At 64.7% G+C, this 19,315-nt stretch carries 17 protein-coding genes; 5 read left to right on the top strand and 12 right to left on the bottom strand.

Annotated elements, in window-relative coordinates:
* Positions 1 to 2 precede the first annotated feature (2 nt).
* Positions 3 to 2,498: an ABC transporter permease gene (locus ACMV8A_RS07265; protein ID WP_495325095.1), complete on the top strand. Its 2,496-nt coding sequence runs from the start codon at positions 3 to 5 to the stop codon at positions 2,496 to 2,498.
* Between the two features lie 5 nt (positions 2,499 to 2,503).
* Here ACMV8A_RS07265 and ACMV8A_RS07270 read toward each other — a convergent pair whose 3' ends face one another.
* Both ACMV8A_RS07270 and ACMV8A_RS07275 read right to left on the bottom strand, forming a co-directional pair.
* The gene (locus ACMV8A_RS07270; protein ID WP_495325096.1) at positions 2,504 to 3,253 is read right to left on the bottom strand and encodes an HPP family protein; all 750 of its coding nucleotides are present in this window, start codon (positions 3,251 to 3,253) and stop codon (positions 2,504 to 2,506) included.
* A 14-nt stretch (positions 3,254 to 3,267) separates the two neighbouring features.
* On the bottom strand, positions 3,268 to 3,606 hold the full coding sequence (locus ACMV8A_RS07275; protein ID WP_495325097.1) for a TusE/DsrC/DsvC family sulfur relay protein: 339 nt from the start codon (positions 3,604 to 3,606) through the stop codon (positions 3,268 to 3,270).
* Positions 3,607 to 3,733: 127 nt separating this feature from the next.
* On the opposite strand from ACMV8A_RS07275, the gene ACMV8A_RS07280 reads away from it, so the two are divergent.
* Positions 3,734 to 4,591 (top strand): LysR family transcriptional regulator, encoded by an 858-nt coding sequence (locus tag ACMV8A_RS07280; protein WP_495325098.1) that lies wholly within the window; start codon positions 3,734 to 3,736, stop codon positions 4,589 to 4,591.
* 9 nt (positions 4,592 to 4,600) lie between these two features.
* Here ACMV8A_RS07280 and ACMV8A_RS07285 read toward each other — a convergent pair whose 3' ends face one another.
* From ACMV8A_RS07285 to soxX, 3 genes are read right to left on the bottom strand one after another with little or no spacing between them, the layout of a single operon-like run.
* Entirely contained in the window at positions 4,601 to 5,266 is a 666-nt protein-coding gene (locus tag ACMV8A_RS07285; protein WP_495325099.1) for a hypothetical protein, read from the bottom strand.
* Positions 5,267 to 5,268: 2 nt separating this feature from the next.
* Positions 5,269 to 6,024: a sulfur oxidation c-type cytochrome SoxA gene (soxA, locus tag ACMV8A_RS07290; protein ID WP_495325100.1), complete on the bottom strand. Its 756-nt coding sequence runs from the start codon at positions 6,022 to 6,024 to the stop codon at positions 5,269 to 5,271.
* Positions 6,021 to 6,461 carry a sulfur oxidation c-type cytochrome SoxX gene (soxX, locus tag ACMV8A_RS07295; protein ID WP_495325101.1) on the bottom strand — a complete coding sequence of 147 codons (441 nt, stop codon included), beginning with the start codon at positions 6,459 to 6,461 and terminating at the stop codon, positions 6,021 to 6,023. Before soxX ends, soxA begins: the two co-directional genes overlap by 4 nt.
* A gap of 183 nt (positions 6,462 to 6,644) precedes the next feature.
* On the opposite strand from soxX, the gene ACMV8A_RS07300 reads away from it, so the two are divergent.
* A complete protein-coding gene (locus ACMV8A_RS07300; RefSeq protein WP_495325102.1) occupies positions 6,645 to 7,313 on the top strand; it encodes an adenylate kinase in 669 nt (222 codons plus the stop codon).
* 68 nt (positions 7,314 to 7,381) lie between these two features.
* Here ACMV8A_RS07300 and efp read toward each other — a convergent pair whose 3' ends face one another.
* From efp to ACMV8A_RS07325, 5 genes are all read right to left on the bottom strand, one after another.
* A complete protein-coding gene (gene efp, locus ACMV8A_RS07305) occupies positions 7,382 to 7,939 on the bottom strand; it encodes an elongation factor P (protein ID WP_495325103.1) in 558 nt (185 codons plus the stop codon).
* Between the two features lie 36 nt (positions 7,940 to 7,975).
* Positions 7,976 to 9,127 (bottom strand): elongation factor P maturation arginine rhamnosyltransferase EarP, encoded by a 1,152-nt coding sequence (gene earP, locus ACMV8A_RS07310; RefSeq protein WP_495325104.1) that lies wholly within the window; start codon positions 9,125 to 9,127, stop codon positions 7,976 to 7,978.
* Positions 9,128 to 9,129: 2 nt separating this feature from the next.
* Complete coding sequence (locus ACMV8A_RS07315; protein WP_495325105.1) at positions 9,130 to 9,447, bottom strand: DUF1840 family protein; 318 nt, start codon at positions 9,445 to 9,447, stop codon at positions 9,130 to 9,132.
* Between the two features lie 120 nt (positions 9,448 to 9,567).
* On the bottom strand, positions 9,568 to 10,005 hold the full coding sequence (locus tag ACMV8A_RS07320) for a rhodanese-like domain-containing protein (protein ID WP_495325106.1): 438 nt from the start codon (positions 10,003 to 10,005) through the stop codon (positions 9,568 to 9,570).
* A 358-nt stretch (positions 10,006 to 10,363) separates the two neighbouring features.
* On the bottom strand, positions 10,364 to 10,570 hold the full coding sequence (locus tag ACMV8A_RS07325; RefSeq protein ID WP_495325107.1) for a hypothetical protein: 207 nt from the start codon (positions 10,568 to 10,570) through the stop codon (positions 10,364 to 10,366).
* Positions 10,571 to 10,957: 387 nt separating this feature from the next.
* On the opposite strand from ACMV8A_RS07325, the gene ACMV8A_RS07330 reads away from it, so the two are divergent.
* The gene (locus ACMV8A_RS07330; RefSeq protein WP_495325108.1) at positions 10,958 to 11,872 is read left to right on the top strand and encodes a Dyp-type peroxidase; all 915 of its coding nucleotides are present in this window, start codon (positions 10,958 to 10,960) and stop codon (positions 11,870 to 11,872) included.
* Positions 11,873 to 11,887: 15 nt separating this feature from the next.
* Here ACMV8A_RS07330 and ACMV8A_RS07335 read toward each other — a convergent pair whose 3' ends face one another.
* Positions 11,888 to 12,658 carry a TSUP family transporter gene (locus ACMV8A_RS07335; RefSeq protein WP_495325109.1) on the bottom strand — a complete coding sequence of 257 codons (771 nt, stop codon included), beginning with the start codon at positions 12,656 to 12,658 and terminating at the stop codon, positions 11,888 to 11,890.
* Positions 12,659 to 12,721: 63 nt separating this feature from the next.
* Positions 12,722 to 16,504, bottom strand: coding sequence for a methionine synthase (gene metH, locus ACMV8A_RS07340; protein ID WP_495325110.1), 3,783 nt, complete (start codon positions 16,502 to 16,504; stop codon positions 12,722 to 12,724).
* Between the two features lie 150 nt (positions 16,505 to 16,654).
* Here metH and ACMV8A_RS07345 point away from each other — a divergent pair, with 150 nt between their 5' ends.
* Positions 16,655 to 19,054, top strand: coding sequence for a M48 family metallopeptidase (locus tag ACMV8A_RS07345; RefSeq protein ID WP_495325111.1), 2,400 nt, complete (start codon positions 16,655 to 16,657; stop codon positions 19,052 to 19,054).
* Positions 19,055 to 19,315 lie beyond the last annotated feature (261 nt).

A 19,315-nucleotide genomic window follows, 5' to 3' on the forward strand; every position in this document is an offset into this window, starting at 1 on the left:
CCATGCCACACCGACTCAAACTGGCGTGGCGTCTGCTACTGCGCGACTGGCGCGCCGGCGAGCTGCGCATCCTGTTCGCCGCCCTAGTGATCGCCGTCGGCGCCACCTCGGCCATCGGCTTCTTCACCGATCGCCTGCAGCGGGCCATGGGCAGCCAGTCGGCGGAACTGCTCGGTGCCGATCTGATCCTGCAAAGCCCGCGGCCCATCGAGGCCGCCTGGCTCAGGCAGGCGCAGGAGGGCGGCCTGCGCCACGGCGAGGCGCTGGAGTTTCCCAGCATGGTGCTGCGCGGCGAGGAGATGCGCCTGGCCGGCATCAAGGCGGTGCAGGAGGGCTATCCGCTGCGCGGCAGTCTGCGCATCAGCGACACCCCCTGGGGCACGGAGCGCGCCGCCGCCGGCATCCCGCCACCGGGCGAGGCCTGGGCGGAGGCGCGCCTGCTGCCCTTGCTCGGCATGGAACTGGGCGAGTCCCTCACCCTGGGCGACCTCGAACTCAAGGTGACCCAGATCGTGGCCTTCGAGCCGGGCAGCGGCGGCAATTTCGCCGCCCTGGCGCCACGCCTGCTCATCAACCAGGCCGACATCGGACGCGCCGGCATCCTCGGCGCCGGCAGCCGCATCACCCGTCACTATCTGTTTGCCGGCGAACCCGCCGCACTGGAGCGCTACAAGCACTGGCTCACGCCGCAGCTGGAGCCCAGCCACCGCCTCATCGACGTGCGCGAGGGCCGGCCCACGGTGGGCGCGGCGCTGGAACGGGCGGAGCGCTATCTCGGCCTCGCCAGCCTGGCCGCCGTGCTGCTCGCCGGCGTCGCCATCGCCATGGGCGCGCGCCGCTACAGCGAGCGCCACTTCGATGTCAGCGCCATGCTGCGCTGCCTGGGCGCCAGCCAGGACGACATCCTCGCCCTCTACCTGCCGCAACTGCTGCTGCTCGGCCTGTTCGGCAGCGGCGTTGGTGTCGCCCTCGGCGCCCTGGTGCAGGCCGGGCTGTTCGCGCTGTTACAGGAGCTGCTGCCTGCGCGCCTGCCGCCGCCCGGCCTGCTGCCCGCCCTGCTGGGCCTGCTCACCGGGCTGGTGGTGCTGGCGGGCTTCGCCCTGCCGCCGATCCTGCGCCTGCGCCAGGTCCCGGCGCTGCGCGTGTTGCGCCGCGAGCTGACGCCGCTGCCGCTGCGCGCCTGGCTGGTGTATGGCGCCGCCATCGGCGCCATGACCCTGCTGATGGGCCGCTACACCGGCAGCGCCACCCTCACCCTCAGCGTGCTGGGCGGCGCCGCCGTGGCCCTGCTGCTGCTGGGCGTGCTGGCCTGGCTGCTGCTGCGCGCCAGCCGTGCCCTGCGCCACGGCGCCGGCGTGGCCTGGCGCTATGGCCTGAACAATCTGTGGCGGCGGCCCTGGGCCGCCAGCGGCCAGATCCTCGCCTTCGGCCTGACCCTGATGGCGATGGCCCTCATCGCCCTGCTGCGCAACGACCTGCTCGCCACCTGGCAGGCGCAGCTGCCGGAACGCGCACCCAATCACTTCGTGGTCAATGTACTGCCGGGCGAGGTGGAACGCTTCGAAGCCTTCCTGCATGACCACGCCATCGCCAGCGCCCAGCTCTATCCCCTGGTGCGCGGCCGCCTCACGGCGGTCAACGCCACGCCGGTGGAACAGGTGCTGACGCCGGGCGACGACGGCGGCGGCGCCGTCAACCGCGAGCTGAATCTCACCTGGAGCAACACCCTGCAGGAGGACAACGCCATCGTTGCCGGCCGCTGGTGGACCGCGCAGGACGCCGGCCAGCCACTGGTGTCGCTGGAGGCCAAACTGGCCGAGCGGCTCGGTGCCCGCGTCGGCGACACATTGGTATTCACCTTCGGCGGCGGCAGTGAACTGGCAGTGCGCGTCACCAGCCTGCGCACGGTGAAGTGGGATTCCTTCAAGCCCAACTTCTTCGTCATCTTCGCCCCCGGCGTGCTGGATGCCCAGCCGGCCACCTGGATGACCAGCCTGTATGCGGCACCGGAGCAGCGCGCGGCCATGGCGCAGATGGTGCGCGAGTTTCCGGCGGTGACGGTGATCGATCTGGAGCGGCTGATGGAACAGGTGCGCCGCATCATGGAGCAGGTGACGCTGGCGGTGGAGTACGTGCTGATCTTCGTGCTGCTGGCCGGCTTTGCCGTGCTCTACGCCGCCCTGCAGGCCAGCCTGGACGAGCGGCTGTATGAAGGCGCGCTGCTGCGCACCCTGGGCGCCAGCCGCTACCAGCTGCGCGCCGGTCACCTGGCTGAATACGCCCTGCTCGGGGCACTGGCCGGCCTGTTTGCCGCCGCCGGCAGCGAACTCATCGCCTGGCAGTTGTATACGCGGGTGTTCCAGCTCGACTATGTCTTCAAATGGCCGCTGTGGCTGCTGCTGCCGCCCATCGGCGCGCTACTGATCGGCGCCGCCGGTTACTGGGGTACGCGCCACGTGGTGCGGCGCAGCCCGCTGGCCGTGCTGCGCGCGCTGTAGTCCCGTCAGGCCTTGCTCCCTGTCGGGGGCAACGCGGTCTCGGGCAGGGAGACCACGGCGGGTTCGCGGGCGTGGCGTACCGCCAGGGCGTAGATCTGCAACAGGTCTTCCTCGCTGACATCGATGTAGGAATCCAGCTCCGACAGGGCATATACCAGGTCGCTGTGGGCGATGACCAGCTTCTCGCCGGCCAGGGCTGGCACCGGCGCGGACCGCGGCGCCGACATCAGCGCGCGGGGATAACGGCGCCAGGGAAAGGCGTAATTGACCAGCACCGCCGCCAGCAACAGCACCAGCACATTCACCAATACCGGCTCGAGCAGAAAGCCATAACCCAGGGCATGGATCGGCGGCCCACCCACCACCGCCACCAGGGCCGTCGCCCCGCCGGGTGGATGCAGGCAACGCAGGTAGTACATCGCGGCGATGGACAGAGCTACCGCCAGCGGCGCGGCGAACAACGGATCGCCCAGCCACTGGGCACAGGTGACGCCCACCGCTGCCGACAACAGGTGCCCGCCGATCACTGGCCACGGTTGCGACAGGCTGCCGTGGGGCACGGCAAACAGCAGCACGGCGCTGGCCCCCATGGAGCCGACCACTAGGGCGGCGCCGTGCCAGTCGAGCACGCGACCGCTGACCCAAAGCACCAGCAGAATGCCGATGAACCCCCCCACGGCGGAGATCAGCTTCTCGCGGTGACTGGCCGGATGCTCATCGGTGACCCACCACTGCAACACAAATTTTTTCCACATCGGCCAATGCATCCTCAACCGGTACTCCAGGCGCGCGGGCGTTTCATGCCGGCGATCTTGCAGGCCTGTTTGACATAGCCATAGGGAAACAGCTTGAACAGATGGTTCTGCGCCTTGCGGCCGTAACCCAGTTCGTCGGCGAGAAATTTGATGGTAAAACGGGCATCGGGCGCGATTTGGTGTTCCTTGTAGTAATCGCGCATGAAGCGGAACACCTGCCAGTGCTCGTCGTTCAGCTCCAGTTGCTCCTGCCAGGCCAGCTGCTGCGCCACATGTTCGTCCCAATGTCCAGGCTCCACCAGATAGCCCTCGTCATCGGTCACCACGGTATAGCCCTCTTTGTCGGCAATCATGCTGCACCTCCTCCAACGCTAGTCACCGCCAGTTATTGACTTGGATCATCATATGGACGGGCAATTAATCGGACAAACGATATTTTTCGCATGTTAATATCTATAAATCCGATACATGGACACGCACATGGACATCGAATTCGCCCGCACCTTTCTCGCCGTCGCCGCCGCCGGCAACTTCGTCGGTGCAGCCAGCCGCCTGCATGTCACCCAATCCACGGTGAGCGCGCGCATCCAGGCACTGGAAGGCCAGCTGGGGGCACGCCTGTTCCGCCGTGGCCGCAGCGGCGCCGAACTCACCCCGGCCGGCAAGCGCTTCCTGCGCCACGCCAAGACCCTGGTGCAGACCCTGGAACAGGCGCGCCACGAGGTCGGCCTGCCGGCCGGTTTCCGCGGCAGCCTGACCGTCGCCGCGCGCATTGCCCTGTGGGAAGGCTATCTGCCGCACTGGGTGGGCTGGATGCGGCAGGAGGCGGCCGACATCTCGCTGCGCATGGAGATCGGCATGGAGGAGGAGATGATGCAGGGGCTGGTGCGCGGCACGGTGGACATCGGTGTGATGTATACGCCGGAAAGCCGCCCCGGCCTCGGCATCGAGCGCCTGTTCGACGAAACGCTGGTACTGGTAAGCACCCACCCGGCGCGCGGCTGGCCGGATCCCGGCTATGTCCACATCGACTGGGGCCAGGAGTTTCACGCCCAGTTCAGCACCCACCACGCGGACATCCCGCCGCTGGCCCTCACCGCCAACATCGGCTGGCTGGCGCTACAGTGCCTGCTGCACAACGGCGGCTCGGCCTATCTGCCGCTGCGTTTCGTGCGCCAGATGCTGCATGAGGAGCACCTGTATCTGGTGCCGGGCAGCCCCCTGTTCGCCATGCCGGCCTACATGGTGTATCCCACCGATCGGCGTGAAACGCATCTGGCCACGGCGCTGCGCGGCCTGCGCCTGCTGGCGGCCGAAGAACAGCGTTGGGCGAAGTGATGGAACGCCTTACCTGGCGTGGAAGCGCACCTCGGTGTGCAAGCGCCCCTCGAACAGGGCGTCTAGCGTAAGCCAACCGGCCGACTGCCGCACCTGAAAGCCGGGTTGCGCCGGCGGCTCGATATGCACCACCTCCAGCCGCTCGGCGGGATACTCCAGTTCGACGGTGACGCGCAGTGGAAAATAGCCGTCGAAAAAACGGCGCTGGAACGGGCCGTTGCGCAACACATAGGCCTCGCCCTCGCGCCGCAGCAGGCGCACCTGGGCGGCGACGCACAATGCGGCACCACGTTCGATATCCTGCAATTGCACCGACTGCCCCTCTACCCAGGCAAGGCCGATGCCGTGCGCCGCCGCCACGCGCAACCCGCGCATCTCGCGGTAGCTGTACACCACCTCGGCCAGCGGCACCGGGTCCAGTTCCTCGTGACATTGCATCAGCTCCAGCCAGCCGTCATCGACGCTGGATGGTGTGACGCGCAGGCGGGTGCGCGAATGGGGAATGCGCTTGTCCGGCGCCACGGCCAGAAACGTCAGCTCGCCGCTGTTGACATTGAAATCGTAGGGATGGCTGCGGCTGTCGTCCTCGAACCAGCGCTCGAGTTCTTCCGGCGTCAGCTCCGCCGCCGCCAGCGGCAGGTTACACAGCAATCCCAGCAGCAGCGGACGCCACATGGTCAGCGCCTTATGCCAGGCGTTTCGATGGCCAGGCCATTGCCGCGGGCGTTGAGGTAGACCTCCAGCGCGATGAACTCCGCCGAACCCACTTCATAGGGCAGGGCGCGCAGGGTGGCGTAACAGTCACGGAATTTGCCGTGCAGGCTGGAAACATTGCCGCTGAGCAGACGGTGGGCGGGAAAGGCATTGCTGTGCCCCTGATTGAGCACCTGATCGCGCAGGTTGAGATCGACATAACGATCGTGGCAATGATGGCATCCCATGTCGAGCTGTCCGATGCGTGTGTGATACAGCACCTTGCCGGTTTCATACCAGGCACGCAGCGGCCCCTGCACGTCGACATTCACCTTCTCGCCGCGAGCCCGATGGCGCACGAAGGTCTCCAGTTTGATCAGTGCCGGGTCATCATAGGTGAGCGGAAACTCATCAAGATGATGTTCGCGGCAATCATTGATGCGTTGCTGCAGGGTGAGCGGGCCTTTGTGCGCAGCGCTGTATACCGGATAGCGCGCAATGGCCTTGACGTCGAGTTTGCTGCCATTGGTACCATGACAATCGGCGCAGGAATGGCCGTTGTAACCGGGTGCGTGAAACAGCGCGCCGCCCTCTTCCACGGTAAACATGCCGGGGTTCTCGAACGGGTCGTCCTGCATCGCCTGTATCTGCTCCGGCAGATAGGCATAGCCCGACACCGGCGTATCCCAGGCAAGGGCAGAGAGCGGCAGCAGCAGACAGGCAAGCGCGAGAGGCCTCATCGCAGCGTCACCAGATAGGCCACCACATCCTCCACCTCCTGCGCGCTGAGGATGGTGGTGGCAAAGTCGGGATGGGGGCGGTGATAGCGCGCCGGATCGCGGTAAAAGGCCGGCATGATGGTCTCGGGATTGATCAGCTTCTCATCCACCACCCGCAGGCGCAGCTCACCGGCGGAAAGGCGCGCACCCACGCCGAACAACGGCGGCGCCAGCGTGCCGTGCAGGGGATGCTCCGGGATGGGCAGCCTATGACATGCAAGACAGTTACCCTTCTCGCGCGCGGCGGCAATCTCCCGCCCGCGTGCCGCATCACCGCGCAGGCCGCCGAGCGGCTCGGCGATGGCGTAATTCTCTGCACGCCAGGACAGATAGGGCTCCTGCGCCGCCAGCGGGGCGGCGAGACAGAGCAGCAGGGAAAACAGCGCAGCGTATTTCATCGGCAGACTTGGACCAAGTACAGGGTCCAGTGTAGTGCATATGGGCAGGCAATGAACCCACTGCAATTCTGCTTATGCGCCGATAACGATTATTTGCCGTCATCTTCGGCCCCCAACCGTTAGAATCCGTGTTCAGCCATCGGCTATACAACAAAATAATTCATACACTCGGAGACCAAACACATGCGATTGATTCTTCTGGGCGCCCCCGGCGCCGGCAAAGGCACCGTGGCCAAGATGCTCACCGCCCTCGACGGTTCGGTACAGATTTCCACCGGCGACATTCTGCGCGGCGCAGTCAAAGATGGCACCGAACTGGGCAAGAAGGCCGACGCCTACATGAAGGCCGGCGATCTGGTGCCCGACGATCTGATCCTCGGCATCATGGCCGAACGCCTGCAGCAGCCGGACTGCGCCAAGGGCTTCCTGCTGGATGGTTTTCCGCGCACCATTCCGCAGGCCGAGGCCTTGGGCGGCATGCTGGCCAAGCTGGGCATCAAGCTGGATTTCGCCGTGAATCTGGATGTGCCGCGTGAGGTGATCCTCGATCGCCTGACCACCCGCCGCACCTGCTCCAACCCGGCCTGCCAGGAGATCTACAATGTCAAGAGCAAGCCGACCAAGGTCGCGGGCAAGTGCGACAAGTGCGGCAGCCCGGTGATCCAGCGCGATGACGAAACCGAAGAGGCCATCAGCAAGCGTCTCGACACCTACAACGAAAAGACCGCGCCGCTGGCCGACTACTACCGCAAGGCCGGCCTGCTGCTCGACGTCAACGCCACCTCCAGCGACACCGTCGTGGCCACCATCAAGAGCAAGCTCGGCGTCGGCTGCTGCGGCAGCTGCGCGTAGGTCCTCTGTACAAACAAAAAGGGGCAGCCTCACGGCTGCCCCTTTTTGTTTGCTGCAACGCGGCGCGCTTACTTGGCGCGGGCGCGGTACTCGTCGGTGCGGGTGTCGATTTCGATCTTGTCACCGATCTCGACGAAGGCCGGCACGGAGATCTCGTAACCGGTATTGAGCTTGGCCATCTTCATCACCTTACCGGAGGTATCGCCCTTGGCAGCCGGTTCGGTGTAGACGATTTCGCGCACCACGGTGGTAGGCAGGTCTACGGAGATCGCCTTGCCGTTGTAGAAGGTCACCTGGCACGCCATACCGTCTTCCAGGTACTTCAGCGCGTCGGTCATGTTCTCGGCTTCGATCTCGTACTGGTTGTACTCCTCGTCCATGAACACATACATGGGGTCGGCGAAGTAGGAGTAGGTGACGTCCTTGGTCTCGAGGATCACGGTCTCGAACTTGTCGTCGGCGCGGTACACGGTCTCCATGCCGGCGTTGGTGAGCAGATTCTTCATCTTCATCTTCACCACGGCGGCGTTGCGGCCCGACTTGTTGAACTCGGCCTTCAGCACGACCATGGGGTCATTGCCAACCATGATGACCTGGCCGGCGCGGATTTCCTGTGCGGTTTTCATAGTAGGGGTACTGTCTGGGTGGAAAAGAGGGCGGGATTATAAAGGTTTTCGGCAAAAGAACACCAGATTTGCCGCCAAATCGCCCAAAGCCGACATTTGCCGCCGCCACAGCTCGGCATGGACCGCATAGGCGGCGCGGTGGGCGAGGAAACCGTCCCAGTGCGCCGCCATGCCCTCCTCGCGGTTCCAGGCCTGCCACAGGTCGCGCAGTGCCGCGGCCTCCGGCGCCCCCAGCCCGGCGCAGTAAAGGTGCAGAAAGGCGTTCAGCTTGCCGGTATGGACGTCCTCTTCCTGGCGGTAGGGCTGCCATACCAGCGGCCGGCCGGCCCACTGCGCGCGCACGAAGGAGTCCTCGCCACGCACGAAATTGATGTCGCAGGCCCACAGCAGGCGGTCGTAGCGATCCTGCTCCAGGAAGGGCAGCACGTGCACCGAAAGTGAGCCGGCGCCGCAGATCGCCCCCGCCCCTGCCGCCACCAGGCCATAGTGAGCGCCGATACGCCGCGCCAACGCCCCCTCCGGCACCAGCACGCGCAGCGGGCGGGCGGCGTGTTCCCAGTGGTGCAGCAGCGGGGCGATGTGGGCGCAGTCGTAGGCGAACAACGACAGGCGCAGTTCATCCTCCCTGGCCGGCGGCAGCCCGAGATCGGCCCAGAAGGCCGCCTGCGCGGCAGCGTCGGCCTGGAAGGCGCGGCGCGCCTCCAGCAGACCCTGCTCGCAGGGCAGGCCGCCGGTACCGGGCACAAAACCGGGAAAGAAGAAATGCCGGGTCAGCGGCAGACCGGGCTGCGGCGAGGGCAGGCCGTGACAGCCGGCCACCCAGTCTTCCGCGCTCAGGTGCTCCACGTTGACCCAGCGCGGCCTTTCCGCGCAGGCCGCCATGGCGTGTAGATAGGGTTCGGGCAGGGTACAGGCGAAGGTGTCGATGACGACCTCGGCAACGTCACCGGGTGCGACGGCAGGGAACGGCGTGGTCCACTGGCGCACCTCGACGCCGCGGCTGTGCTGTACCGCCTGCGCCGGGTCGATGTCCGGGTTGAGGCGGCGGAAACTGGCCAGGTCATCCACCCACAGACGCACCTGCAAGCCGTGTTCGCCGGCCAGCTGGCGCGCCAGCCGCCAACAGATGCCGATGTCGCCGAAGTTGTCGACCACCGAACAGAAGATGTCCCAACGCGGAGCGAGCACGCTCAGTCCCACATCACATCGCAGCCGGCCCGCGCCGAGGCATCGAGCAGGTCCAGCAGCGGCAGCGCGCGCAGACTGAGCGGTGTGGGCGGTTCCTGTTCTTCATTCTCCTCTGCGTCTTCGTCCCTGGTGTCCGAGGGTGGGGTAGCGTCGTGCGCCGCCAGCGCCGCCTGCAGACGCGCCCGTGCCGTCGGGATATCGGCGGCCAGCAGGGCGCCGGGCACGGTGGCGCTGTGCCCCATCATCTTCAGCAACGTCTGTGCGACATCGCCGAACAGCGTGATGTCGGCATAGGCGCGGCTATGGAAGGTCACCAGCATGAATAAGCGTTCCGGCTATCGGTTAGCGTAGGGCAGGCTGCGGCCCGCCAAGTGATACTACCAAAGATGCGCTACACCTTTTTTCCTCCCCCACAACCGTGGGGGAGGTCGGAGGGGGCGTCAGCAGCGCGTGCACTGCTCCACCGGCAGGCCGCGACGCAGCCAGCCGGGGCCGGCGGCGCTGCCGGCCATGCCTTCCTTGATGTTGTAGACCTGGGTGAAGCCCTGCGCCTCGAGAAATTTCTGCACCTGGGTGGTGCGGTTGCCGGTACGGCAAATCAGGCCGATGGGTGCATTCCTGTCGCCACCCACCCGCTGCAGCACGTCGCGGAGAAAGCCCTGCGCACCTTGCGGGTGGCGCATGTCGATCAGGCTGGCACCCTGCGCCACGCCCGTCTGCCGCCATTCCGGCGGGGTGCGGATGTCGATGATGGTGAGCCGGCCTGCGGCCGCAGCGGCCTGGGCCTCGGGCGCCGTCAGCGTTTCCCCGGCCGCCTGTGCCGCCCAGGGAACGAAGAAACTGACCAGCGACAACACCATGAATGCAAAACGCTTCATCGCCGATACCTCATGCATCTCGTTGCCGACTAAAGACTGTATCCATCCGAGCGAGTTCCCCTGCCCCACAAACAGCAAGGGGGCTTGCGCCCCCTTCTGTCGACACTCAGTCCTGTGAATTGCAGGTCTTCATCAACCGCGTAATCTTCACGCCGAGAAACGTGAACACGATGATCGAGCCGACGACAGAAAGAATGGCTCCGATGGCGGTGGCATCCATAATAAGACCTCTAGAGTAATTATAAGCAGGGTGTAGGGTGGATTTACCTTGAACGGCGGGCCGCAATCTATAGCAATGACCACACCCTGTAAACCTCAGGTTTTTTGCGTGTTCTCACCGTGCGGCTGCGCTGAAACATCAGCTGGCAGAGTCGAGCAGCGGCCGCAACACCTGTTCGTAACACTGCCGCTGTTTCGGCGACAAACTGGCGAGATTGCCATCATTGGCCAGTAACAACTTGGCCACGCCGATAACCTGCACCGGATCGAGGCCGCATTCGCAGGCCAGGGCACGGATCGCCGCCGGATCGTCGTCATGTAACAAATTGAGTTGGCGCAAATTCATGATCGATAGCCGCAAGAGAGATGCCGCAGCGTAACCGGTGGTTTTTTATCGTGCAAGCAATCGGTAAGCTGACCGTTGCAATTGATCATCGGGAGAACGCCATGTTTGAAAATCCTGAAGGTCTGCAGGTCCCCTTTGTCGCACTCCGTACCCACCGCAGCCACCAGTGGGGCGAGCTCACCAGCGACCATATCTGCAAGGACAAGACGGTCATCGTGTTCTCCCCGCCCGGCGCACCTGTTCCTCCTCGCATGTGCTGTGTTACAACGAGCTGGCGCCGGTGTTTCGTGAACACGCCGGCGGCTCCGACTAGCCGGAGGCGTGGCTGGCCCGCCACAACTGAATCCATCGGCCCCACAACCATCGTACCCACTTACGGAACCCACCATGCCCACGCCACAATCTGCCATCCTCGCCCTGGACGGTCCGCTCGGCCTGTTCCTGGTCTTGCATCTCAAGCCCGGCGCCGACGAGGCCGTGCGCCAGTCTGCCACCGCCTTCCCTGCCTTGCTGGACGATATTTCTTCTTCGGTACCGGAGGCGCAACTGGTCGGCACGCTGGCCTTTGGTCCGCAGCAATGGGATCGCCTGAGCAGAACGCGGCCGCAACGGCTCAAGCCCTTCGGCCCGCTCGACGGCGGCACGCTGCGCGCCCCGGCCACCGGCGGTGATCTGCTGCTGCACCTGCACTCGGCGCGCGCCGATCTCAACTATCTGGTGGCCAATCGCTTCGTCGCGGCACTCAAGCCCTGGATCGCTCGCGCCGAAGAAACTTCGGCCTTTCGCTATCTCGATGCGCGTGACCTCACCGGCTTCATCGACGGCACGGAAAACCCGCAGGAGCGGGACGAACGCAGCAAGGTGGCGCTGATCGGCGCCGAGGATGCAGAATTCGCCGGCGGCAGCTACGTCATCGCCCAGCGCTTTGTGCATCACCTGGAGCGTTGGAACACCATGTCGCAGCAGGAACAGGAAGGCATCATCGGCCGCAGCAAGCCCGACTCGGTGGAGCTGGACGACGACGTCAAACCGCCCACTGCCCACATCGCCCGCGTGGTGATCGAGGAAGATGGCGAGGAACTGGAGATCGTGCGCCACAGCCTGCCCTACGGTGACGTCACCGGCGAAAGCGGCCTGTTCTTCCTCGCCTACGCCCGCGACCTGACCATCTACGACAAGATGCTGCGCAACATGTTCGGCCTCAGTGGCGACGGCCTGCATGATCGGCTGATGGAATTCACCGCAGCGGTGAGCGGCGGTTATTTCTTTGCGCCGTCGGTGGAGCAACTACAGAAGCTGTGAATGCAGACGCGGCTACTACAGCAAGCTGCCGCTGTCCGCCAGCACCACCTTCAAGGTCAGCAGCAGCGACACCACCACCAACATCGGCTTCACCACCCGCGCCCCGGCGCCGATCACCACGCCGGCACCGAGCCGCCCGCCGATGAACTGCCCCACGGCCATGGGTAGCCCCACGGCCCATACCACCTTGCCGCCGAGGATGAACAACAGCAGCGCAGCAAAATTGCTGGTGAAGTTGAGGATCTTGGTGCGTGCCGTGGCAACACGCGCCGACAAACCAAGCAAGGCGATGCAGGCCAGCACGAAGAGCGATCCGGTGCCCGGCCCGAAGAAGCCGTCGTAGAAGCCGACGCACGTTCCGATCAGGAGTGCAAACGATCCATCGCTGATGCGACGCGCACCGTGGACATCGCCGACGCGCGGTGAGAACACAAAATACAGCGTTGCCAACATCAGCAACACCGGTACCACACTCCCCAGTAGCTCCCGCTCCAACACCTGCACCGCCAGCGCACCCGCCGCCGCGCCGACGAAGGTGCAGATGATGGCCAGGCGCATCTCGCGCCAGGTCACCAATCCGGCGCGCACAAAGTGCAACGCCGCGGCGAGACTGCCGAAACTCCCCTGCAGCTTGTTGGTAGCCAGCGCCTGTGCCGGTGGCAGTCCAGCCGCCAGCAGGGCGGGAACGGTAAGCAGCCCGCCGCCGCCGGCAATGGCGTCGACGAAACCGGCGATAAAAGCGACGACCGTCAGCAGCGCAAGGGCATCAACAGAAACGAAGTCCACGGGAATCACCGTGTCAAAGATCACGTGTACTGCATGGAAGCTGTGCGTCCCTGCACAGCCTCATCAGCGCTCGTAGCCGAGGATCGGTGCCAGCCAGTATTCAGCCTGTTCGATACTCATGCCCTTGCGCCTGGCGTAATCCTCCACCTGATCCTTCTGGATCTTGCCGACAGTGAAGTAGCTGCTGTCCGGGTGACTGAAATACCAGCCGCTCACCGAGGCGGTGGGGACCATGGCCTTGCTCTCGGTGAGACGGACGCCGGTGTTTTTCTCGGCATCGAGCAACTGCCACAGCAGGTCCTTCTCGGTGTGTTCCGGGCAGGCGGGATAGCCGGGGGCCGGGCGGATGCCCTGGTAGCGTTCGTTGACCAGCGCAGCGCCATCGAAGTGTTTGTTGTCGAGGCCATTGCGCGGGGTCCAGCGGCACTTGCCGTCGCCGCCTTTGGTGCGGCTGCGCGCGGTGGTCATCTGGCCGCTGATCTCATAGCCCCAGTTGAGGTGACGCACACGGTCGTGCATGTGCTCGGCAAAGGCCTCAGCCAGGCGATCGGCCAGGGCCTTGAGCATGATGGCGTGGTAGTCATCGTGCGTTCGCTCGAAGCGCTGCACGTGCTCGTCGATACCGATGCCGGCGGTGACCACGAAGGCGCCGATGTAGTCCCGCTTGCCACTTGCCTTGGGCGCGACAAAGTCGGCCAGACACAGGTTGGCTTTGCCTTCAGGCTTCACGGTCTGCTGACGCAGGTGGTGCAGGGTGGTGCGGACCTTCTTGCGGCTGTTGTCGGTGTAGACCTCGATGTCGTCGTCATTGACGCTGTTGGCCGGAAACAGGCCGACCACGGCGCGGGCACCTAGCCACTTCTCCGCGATGATCTGCTGCAGCATCCGCTGCGCATCGGCGAACAGCTTGCGCGCCTCCTCGCCTTTTTCCACATCGTCGAGGATCTTCGGGTAACTGCCCTTCATCTCCCAGGCGTGGAAGAACGGCGTCCAGTCGATGTAGGGTACCAAGAACTCCAGCGGCATGTCGTCGAACACCTGCACCAGCAGGTCGTTGGGCTTGGGCGGCGTGTAATGCTCCCAGTCCAGTTGCAGCCGGTTGGCGCGCGCCTGTTCCAACGTCAGGTACTTCGCCTCTTTCTGACGGCCGAGATATTCGTCACGCACCTGGGCGTATTCGGCGCGCAGCTGCGCCATGTAGGCGTCGCGGCCGCCGCTGGCGGAGATAAGGTTCTGCGCCACGCCGACGGCGCGGCTGGCGTCCTTTACCCATACCACGGCGCCGTCGTAACTGGGCGCGATCTTGACTGCGGTATGCGCCTTCGAGGTGGTGGCACCGCCGATGAGTAGCGGCTGCTGCATGCCTAGGCGCTGCATCTCCTTGGCCACATGGGCCATCTCCTCCAGCGACGGCGTGATCAGGCCGGACAGTCCGATAATGTCGGCATTATGCTTTTGTGCCTCTTCCAGGATGGTGACGGTCGGCACCATCACGCCCAGATCGATGACCTCGAAGTTGTTACACTGCAACACCACGCCGACGATGTTCTTGCCGATGTCGTGCACATCGCCCTTGACCGTCGCCATCAGGATGCGGCCGGCGGCGCGGCTGTCGGCATGTTTCTCTGCCTCGATGTAGGGCAGCAGGTAGGCCACTGCCTTCTTCATCACGCGCGCCGACTTCACCACCTGGGGCAGGAACATCTTGCCGTCGCCGAACAGATCGCCGACCACGTTCATGCCGTCCATCAGCGGGCCTTCGATCACCTCGATGGGACGGGCGAACTGCTGACGCGCCTCTTCGGTGTCGGCCTCAACGTAGGCATCGATGCCCTTGACCAGGGCGTGAGCCAGGCGCTGGGCCACCGGCCAGCCGCGCCATTCCTCGGTCTGTCTCTCCACTGCGGCGGTGCCGACGTTGTACTTGGGCGCGATTTCCAGCAGGCGGTCGGTAGCGCCGGGGTCGCGATTCAGCACCACATCTTCCACCGCCTGGCGCAACTCCTCCGGCAGGTCCTGGTACACCGCCAGCATGCCGGCGTTGACGATGCCCATGGTCATGCCGGCGTGGATGGCGTGGTAGAGGAATACCGAGTGGATCGCCTCGCGCACCGGGTTGTTGCCACGGAAGGAGAACGACACATTGGACACGCCGCCCGATACCATGGCATGCGGCAGATTGGTTTTGATCCAGCGCGTGGCCTCGATGAAGTCCACCGCGTAGTTGTTGTGCTCCTCGATACCGGTGGCGACGGCGAAGATGTTGGGGTCGAAGATGATGTCTTCTGCCGGAAAGCCTACCTTATTTACCAGAATGTCGTAGGAGCGCTTGCAGATGTCGATCTTGCGCTGATAGGTGTCGGCCTGGCCCTTTTCGTCAAAGGCCATCACCACCACCGCTGCGCCATACTTGCGCAGCTTTTGTGCGTGCTCGATGAAGGCCGCCTCGCCCTCCTTGATGGAGATGGAGTTGACGATGCCCTTGCCCTGCACGCACTTGAGGCCGGCTTCGATAATCTCCCACTTGGAGGAGTCGATCATCACCGGCACCTTGGCGATGTCCGGCTCCGAGGCGATGAGATTGAGAAAGGTGACCATGGCCTGCTTGCCATCGAGCATGGCGTCGTCCATATTCACGTCGATCACCTGCGCACCGCTCTCCACCTGCTCGCGGCACACATCCAGCGCCTCGCTGTACTTGCCCTCCAGCACCAGCTTCTTGAACTTGGCAGAACCCGCCACGTTGGCGCGCTCGCCGACGTTGACAAACAGCGAGTCCCTGGTGATGTTGCACGGCTCCAGGCCGGACAGGCGGCAGGCGGGCTCGATCACAGGCCGCGCACGCGGTTTGACGCCCTGCATCGCTGCAGCGATGGCCTGGATGTGCGGCGGCTTGGTGCCGCAGCAGCCACCGATGATGTTGAGGAAGCCGGAGCGGGCCCATTCGCCGATCTCGGCGGCCATCTGCGCCGGAGTTTCATCATAGCCACCGAAGGCGTTGGGCAGCCCGGCATTGGGATGGGCGCTGACGCCGCACTCGGCGATGCGCGCCATCTCTTCCACGTACTGGCGCAGCTCCTTGGCACCCAGCGCGCAGTTGAGGCCGATGGTGATCGGCTTGGCGTGGCGCAGCGAGTTGTAGAAGGCCTCGGTCACCTGGCCGGTGAGGGTGCGGCCGGAGGCATCGGTGATGGTGCCGGAGATCATCACCGGCAGGCGGATGTCGTGCTGCTCGAAATAGGTCTCCACCGCGAACACCGCCGCCTTGGCGTTCAGCGTGTCGAAGATGGTTTCGATCATCAGGATGTCGGCCCCGCCCTCCACCAGGCCGTTGGTAGCCTCCATATAGGCCGCCACCAGGTCATCGAAGCCGATGGCGCGGAAGCCCGGGTTGTTCACGTCGGGAGAGATGGAGGCGGTCTTGCCGGTGGGGCCGAGCACGCCGGCGACGAAGCGCGGCTTGCCGTCCCGTGCGGTGAACTCGTCTGCCACCGCGCGCGCCAGGCGCGCGCCCTCGACGTTCAGCTCGTGCACCAGGGCCTGCATGCCGTAGTCGGCCATGGATACGGCATTGGCGTTGAAGGTGTTGGTCTCGACGATGTCGGCACCGACCTCGAAATAGGCGCGGTGGATCGCCTGCACGATGTCGGGCCGGGTCAGCACCAGTAGGTCGTTGTTGCCCTTGAGGTCCGAGGGCCAGTCCCTGAAACGCTCGCCGCGGTAGTCAGCCTCCTGCAGCTGATAACCCTGGATCATGGTGCCGGTGGCGCCGTCGAGGATCAGGATGCGTTCCTGGAGGGACTGGACGAGCTGGGCGCTGCGCGCGCCGGTGTAGGTGTTAGGCATGGAATTTTGCGGTATATCTTATCAAAGGAGTGCGCAATTCTATCACGGGCCGGTCTCGGCAATAGGTGCAAGTTTGACCGTGTCGGCAGTATGCTTGTCTCTCGGTCGCTAGTATTTGTGCCCCTGCAGAATAAGGAGTTGGTGTCGCACATGGATAACAGCCACGCCTATCGCGTCGTTTTCTCCGGCCGCCTGCTGGATGGCTTCGAGCCCGCCGAAGTCAAACGCGGCCTGGCCAGCCAGTTGAATCTCACCCCGGAAAAAATCGAGGCCTTTTTCTCCGGCGAGAAACAGGTGCTGAAGCACGCCGACTCACTGGAGCACGCCACGCGCTACGTGCAGATGTTCGCCCGTGCCGGACTGGTGACCCTGGTGGAGCGGCCGCAGGACAAGGCACAGCGCAAACCCGCCCGCAAGGCCAAACCAGCCAAGGTCACCGCTGCGGCATTGCCACCGCTCAATCCGTGGCAGCGCACCTGGTTGTACCGCCCCGCCCTGACGCTCCTCGCTGTGTTCGAGGCCGGCACGATCCTGGCCTGGCTGGGGCTGACCCTCGGCCTGCTGGTGGTGCTGTTCCACCCGCAATTGCTGTCCGCGCTGATGCTCGGCTTCATCCCCTTCGCCCCCGTCGCCGCCTTTGCCTTCGCCTTCATCCTGGTGTTCGGCCTGCTGCTTATTACCCTGTTGCTCAAGCCCTTGCTGGCGGTACGCGTGGCCGATCACCCCACCATCGCACTGACCCCGGCCCAGGAGCCGGACCTGTACGCCTTCGTCGAGGACGTATGCGAGCGCGTCGAGGTGCCGCCGCCGGTGGAGATCATGCTGAGCCACGACGCCACCCTGGCGGTGCGCTTCCACCACGACATCAAGCGCGGCCTGATCAAGGGCCAGACCGTGCTGGTGCTGGGCCTGCCGCTGCTGGCCAGCCTCAACGTCCGCCAGCTGGCCGGTGCCGTGGCCCAGGCCATGCATGGCTTTGCGCCACGCGAGGCGCCGCGCACCGCGCGGCTCATCGAACATATCACCGGCTGGATGCAGCGCGCCGCCCATGAACCCGATCCCATGGATCGCTGGCTGGAGAAGCGGCGTGAACAGGCCACCCACAACGCCCACCTGTTCGCTGCCATGCGGCGTTTCATCACGCTGTCGCGCCTGCCCTTGTATATGAACCTGCGCCTGGCCCAACTGCTCGGCACACGGCTGTTCCAGCGCCGCGTCACCGCGGCCGACGCCGCCGCCCGGCGCCTGGCCGGCAATGATGATTTCCGCCGCATGCTGGAACAAAGCCGCGTCCTGGCCTATGCGGCGCACAAGACCCTGCCCACCCTGGCGCGCATGTGGCGCGACCGCAACGAGCTGCCGGACAACATCGCCATGGCGGTAGTGGCCCAGGCCTCGCACCTGCCCGATTCGGTGCATGGGCAACTGCGCGAACGCCAGACACATCACCTGGCACGTACCCGCGCCCTGCTGCCCAGCGACGACCAGCGCCTGAACTGGCTGGATCGGCAGCAGGAACAGGGCAGCTATTCCTGCACTTCCGACAGCGCGCTGCTGTTCCGCCGCTTCGGCAAGCTGATGCACAACATCACCATGCGCTATTACCACCACCATCTGCGCCTGCCGGTGACCACCAACCACCTGATCCGTACGCCGGCCAAGGGCAGTCGTGAATACGAGGCCAATCACTTCATCGCCTGCTATTTCGGCAGCCTATACGCCGACTTCACCCCACTCGGCTTCGAAACACGCTTCAGCCAGATGCCCGCCGACACCGAGGCCGCCATACAACACTGGACGCTGTCACTGGCGCTGATCGAAAAGGAGGGGCCCAAGGCACGCGCCGCGATGACCACACTGCACCAGTGTGACGACGACCTGATCACCGTCAGCAATCGTGAGGTGATGCATCGCGCCGGCTACGGCAGCTACCTGGGCGAGCTGCCGTTGCTGAAAAAACAGCATGAGGAGATCCACGAAACCTGCCGTGAGTACGAGGCCAAATACGAAGCGGCACTGGAAGATGCCGGCAAGGCGGTCACGCCCTATATCGGCCGCCTCGCCGCCACGCTGGCCCTGCTCACCATCCCGCAGGGGCAGGCCCGTATCGACAACGGTGCCCAGCTGCACACGGAGGCGGAGGCACTGGTGATCAAGGCCGGCGCCCGCATCGAGCACGTCTTCCCGCAATTGCGCGCCCTGCGCCTGCAAACCCTGCTGCTGGAGTCGCTGCTGAGCCACGACTCACCCCGTGCCAAGCGCAAACTGCGCGACCTCATCATCGAAAAGACCGATGACATCAACCGCACGCTGAAGGGCATCGAAGTCGCCCTGCGCGCCGTGCCTTTCCCCTTGCCCAGCAAACATAAGTACCGCAACGTGATGGAATGGGTTCTGCGCAACGCCCTGCCTGAAGGCGGTGCCAATGCGGCGCTGGATCGCGGCACCGACGCGGTGCAAAACCTCGCGCTGCTGCAGCGTCTGGTGGTCGGCCGCCTCTGCGCCATCGCCTTGCAGGTGGAGAAGGCCTTCGACCTCAAGGCGCCGTAATCCCCGCCACGCCATGGCGGGTGGGGGGGCTCCAATCTCCTTACGCTTGTCGCCCCTCGTTCCTTGCAATGCCTGGCGTACGCGTCAGCTTTAAGGAAGGTCTGAATAAGTCCATCCTGGACTTCTCAGCCCACGCGAATCGAAAAGTGTGATTTTCGATTCGCTTCATTTTCCAACGACTTATCGTCGTCGGAAAATGGCGGCACATCCCTGTGCCGCGGAAGCACTGAATTAATTCAGCGCTCTTTAAGAGTTTCTTCG

Source organism: Sulfurivermis sp., assembly GCF_059410345.1.

What these genes read in the sequence shown, in the direction of transcription:
- ACMV8A_RS07265 (WP_495325095.1), top strand. Translation starts at nt 3, where the DNA reads ATGCCACACCGACTCAAACTGGCGTGGCGTCTGCTACTGCGCGACTGG.
- ACMV8A_RS07270 (WP_495325096.1), bottom strand. Translation starts at nt 3,253, where the DNA reads ATGTGGAAAAAATTTGTGTTGCAGTGGTGGGTCACCGATGAGCATCCG.
- ACMV8A_RS07275 (WP_495325097.1), bottom strand. Translation starts at nt 3,606, where the DNA reads ATGATTGCCGACAAAGAGGGCTATACCGTGGTGACCGATGACGAGGGC.
- ACMV8A_RS07280 (WP_495325098.1), top strand. Translation starts at nt 3,734, where the DNA reads ATGGACATCGAATTCGCCCGCACCTTTCTCGCCGTCGCCGCCGCCGGC.
- ACMV8A_RS07285 (WP_495325099.1), bottom strand. Translation starts at nt 5,266, where the DNA reads ATGTGGCGTCCGCTGCTGCTGGGATTGCTGTGTAACCTGCCGCTGGCG.
- soxA (WP_495325100.1), bottom strand. Translation starts at nt 6,024, where the DNA reads ATGAGGCCTCTCGCGCTTGCCTGTCTGCTGCTGCCGCTCTCTGCCCTT.
- soxX (WP_495325101.1), bottom strand. Translation starts at nt 6,461, where the DNA reads ATGAAATACGCTGCGCTGTTTTCCCTGCTGCTCTGTCTCGCCGCCCCG.
- ACMV8A_RS07300 (WP_495325102.1), top strand. Translation starts at nt 6,645, where the DNA reads ATGCGATTGATTCTTCTGGGCGCCCCCGGCGCCGGCAAAGGCACCGTG.
- efp (WP_495325103.1), bottom strand. Translation starts at nt 7,939, where the DNA reads ATGAAAACCGCACAGGAAATCCGCGCCGGCCAGGTCATCATGGTTGGC.
- ACMV8A_RS07315 (WP_495325105.1), bottom strand. Translation starts at nt 9,447, where the DNA reads ATGCTGGTGACCTTCCATAGCCGCGCCTATGCCGACATCACGCTGTTC.
- ACMV8A_RS07320 (WP_495325106.1), bottom strand. Translation starts at nt 10,005, where the DNA reads ATGAAGCGTTTTGCATTCATGGTGTTGTCGCTGGTCAGTTTCTTCGTT.
- ACMV8A_RS07325 (WP_495325107.1), bottom strand. Translation starts at nt 10,570, where the DNA reads ATGAATTTGCGCCAACTCAATTTGTTACATGACGACGATCCGGCGGCG.
- ACMV8A_RS07330 (WP_495325108.1), top strand. Translation starts at nt 10,958, where the DNA reads ATGCCCACGCCACAATCTGCCATCCTCGCCCTGGACGGTCCGCTCGGC.
- metH (WP_495325110.1), bottom strand. Translation starts at nt 16,504, where the DNA reads ATGCCTAACACCTACACCGGCGCGCGCAGCGCCCAGCTCGTCCAGTCC.
- ACMV8A_RS07345 (WP_495325111.1), top strand. Translation starts at nt 16,655, where the DNA reads ATGGATAACAGCCACGCCTATCGCGTCGTTTTCTCCGGCCGCCTGCTG.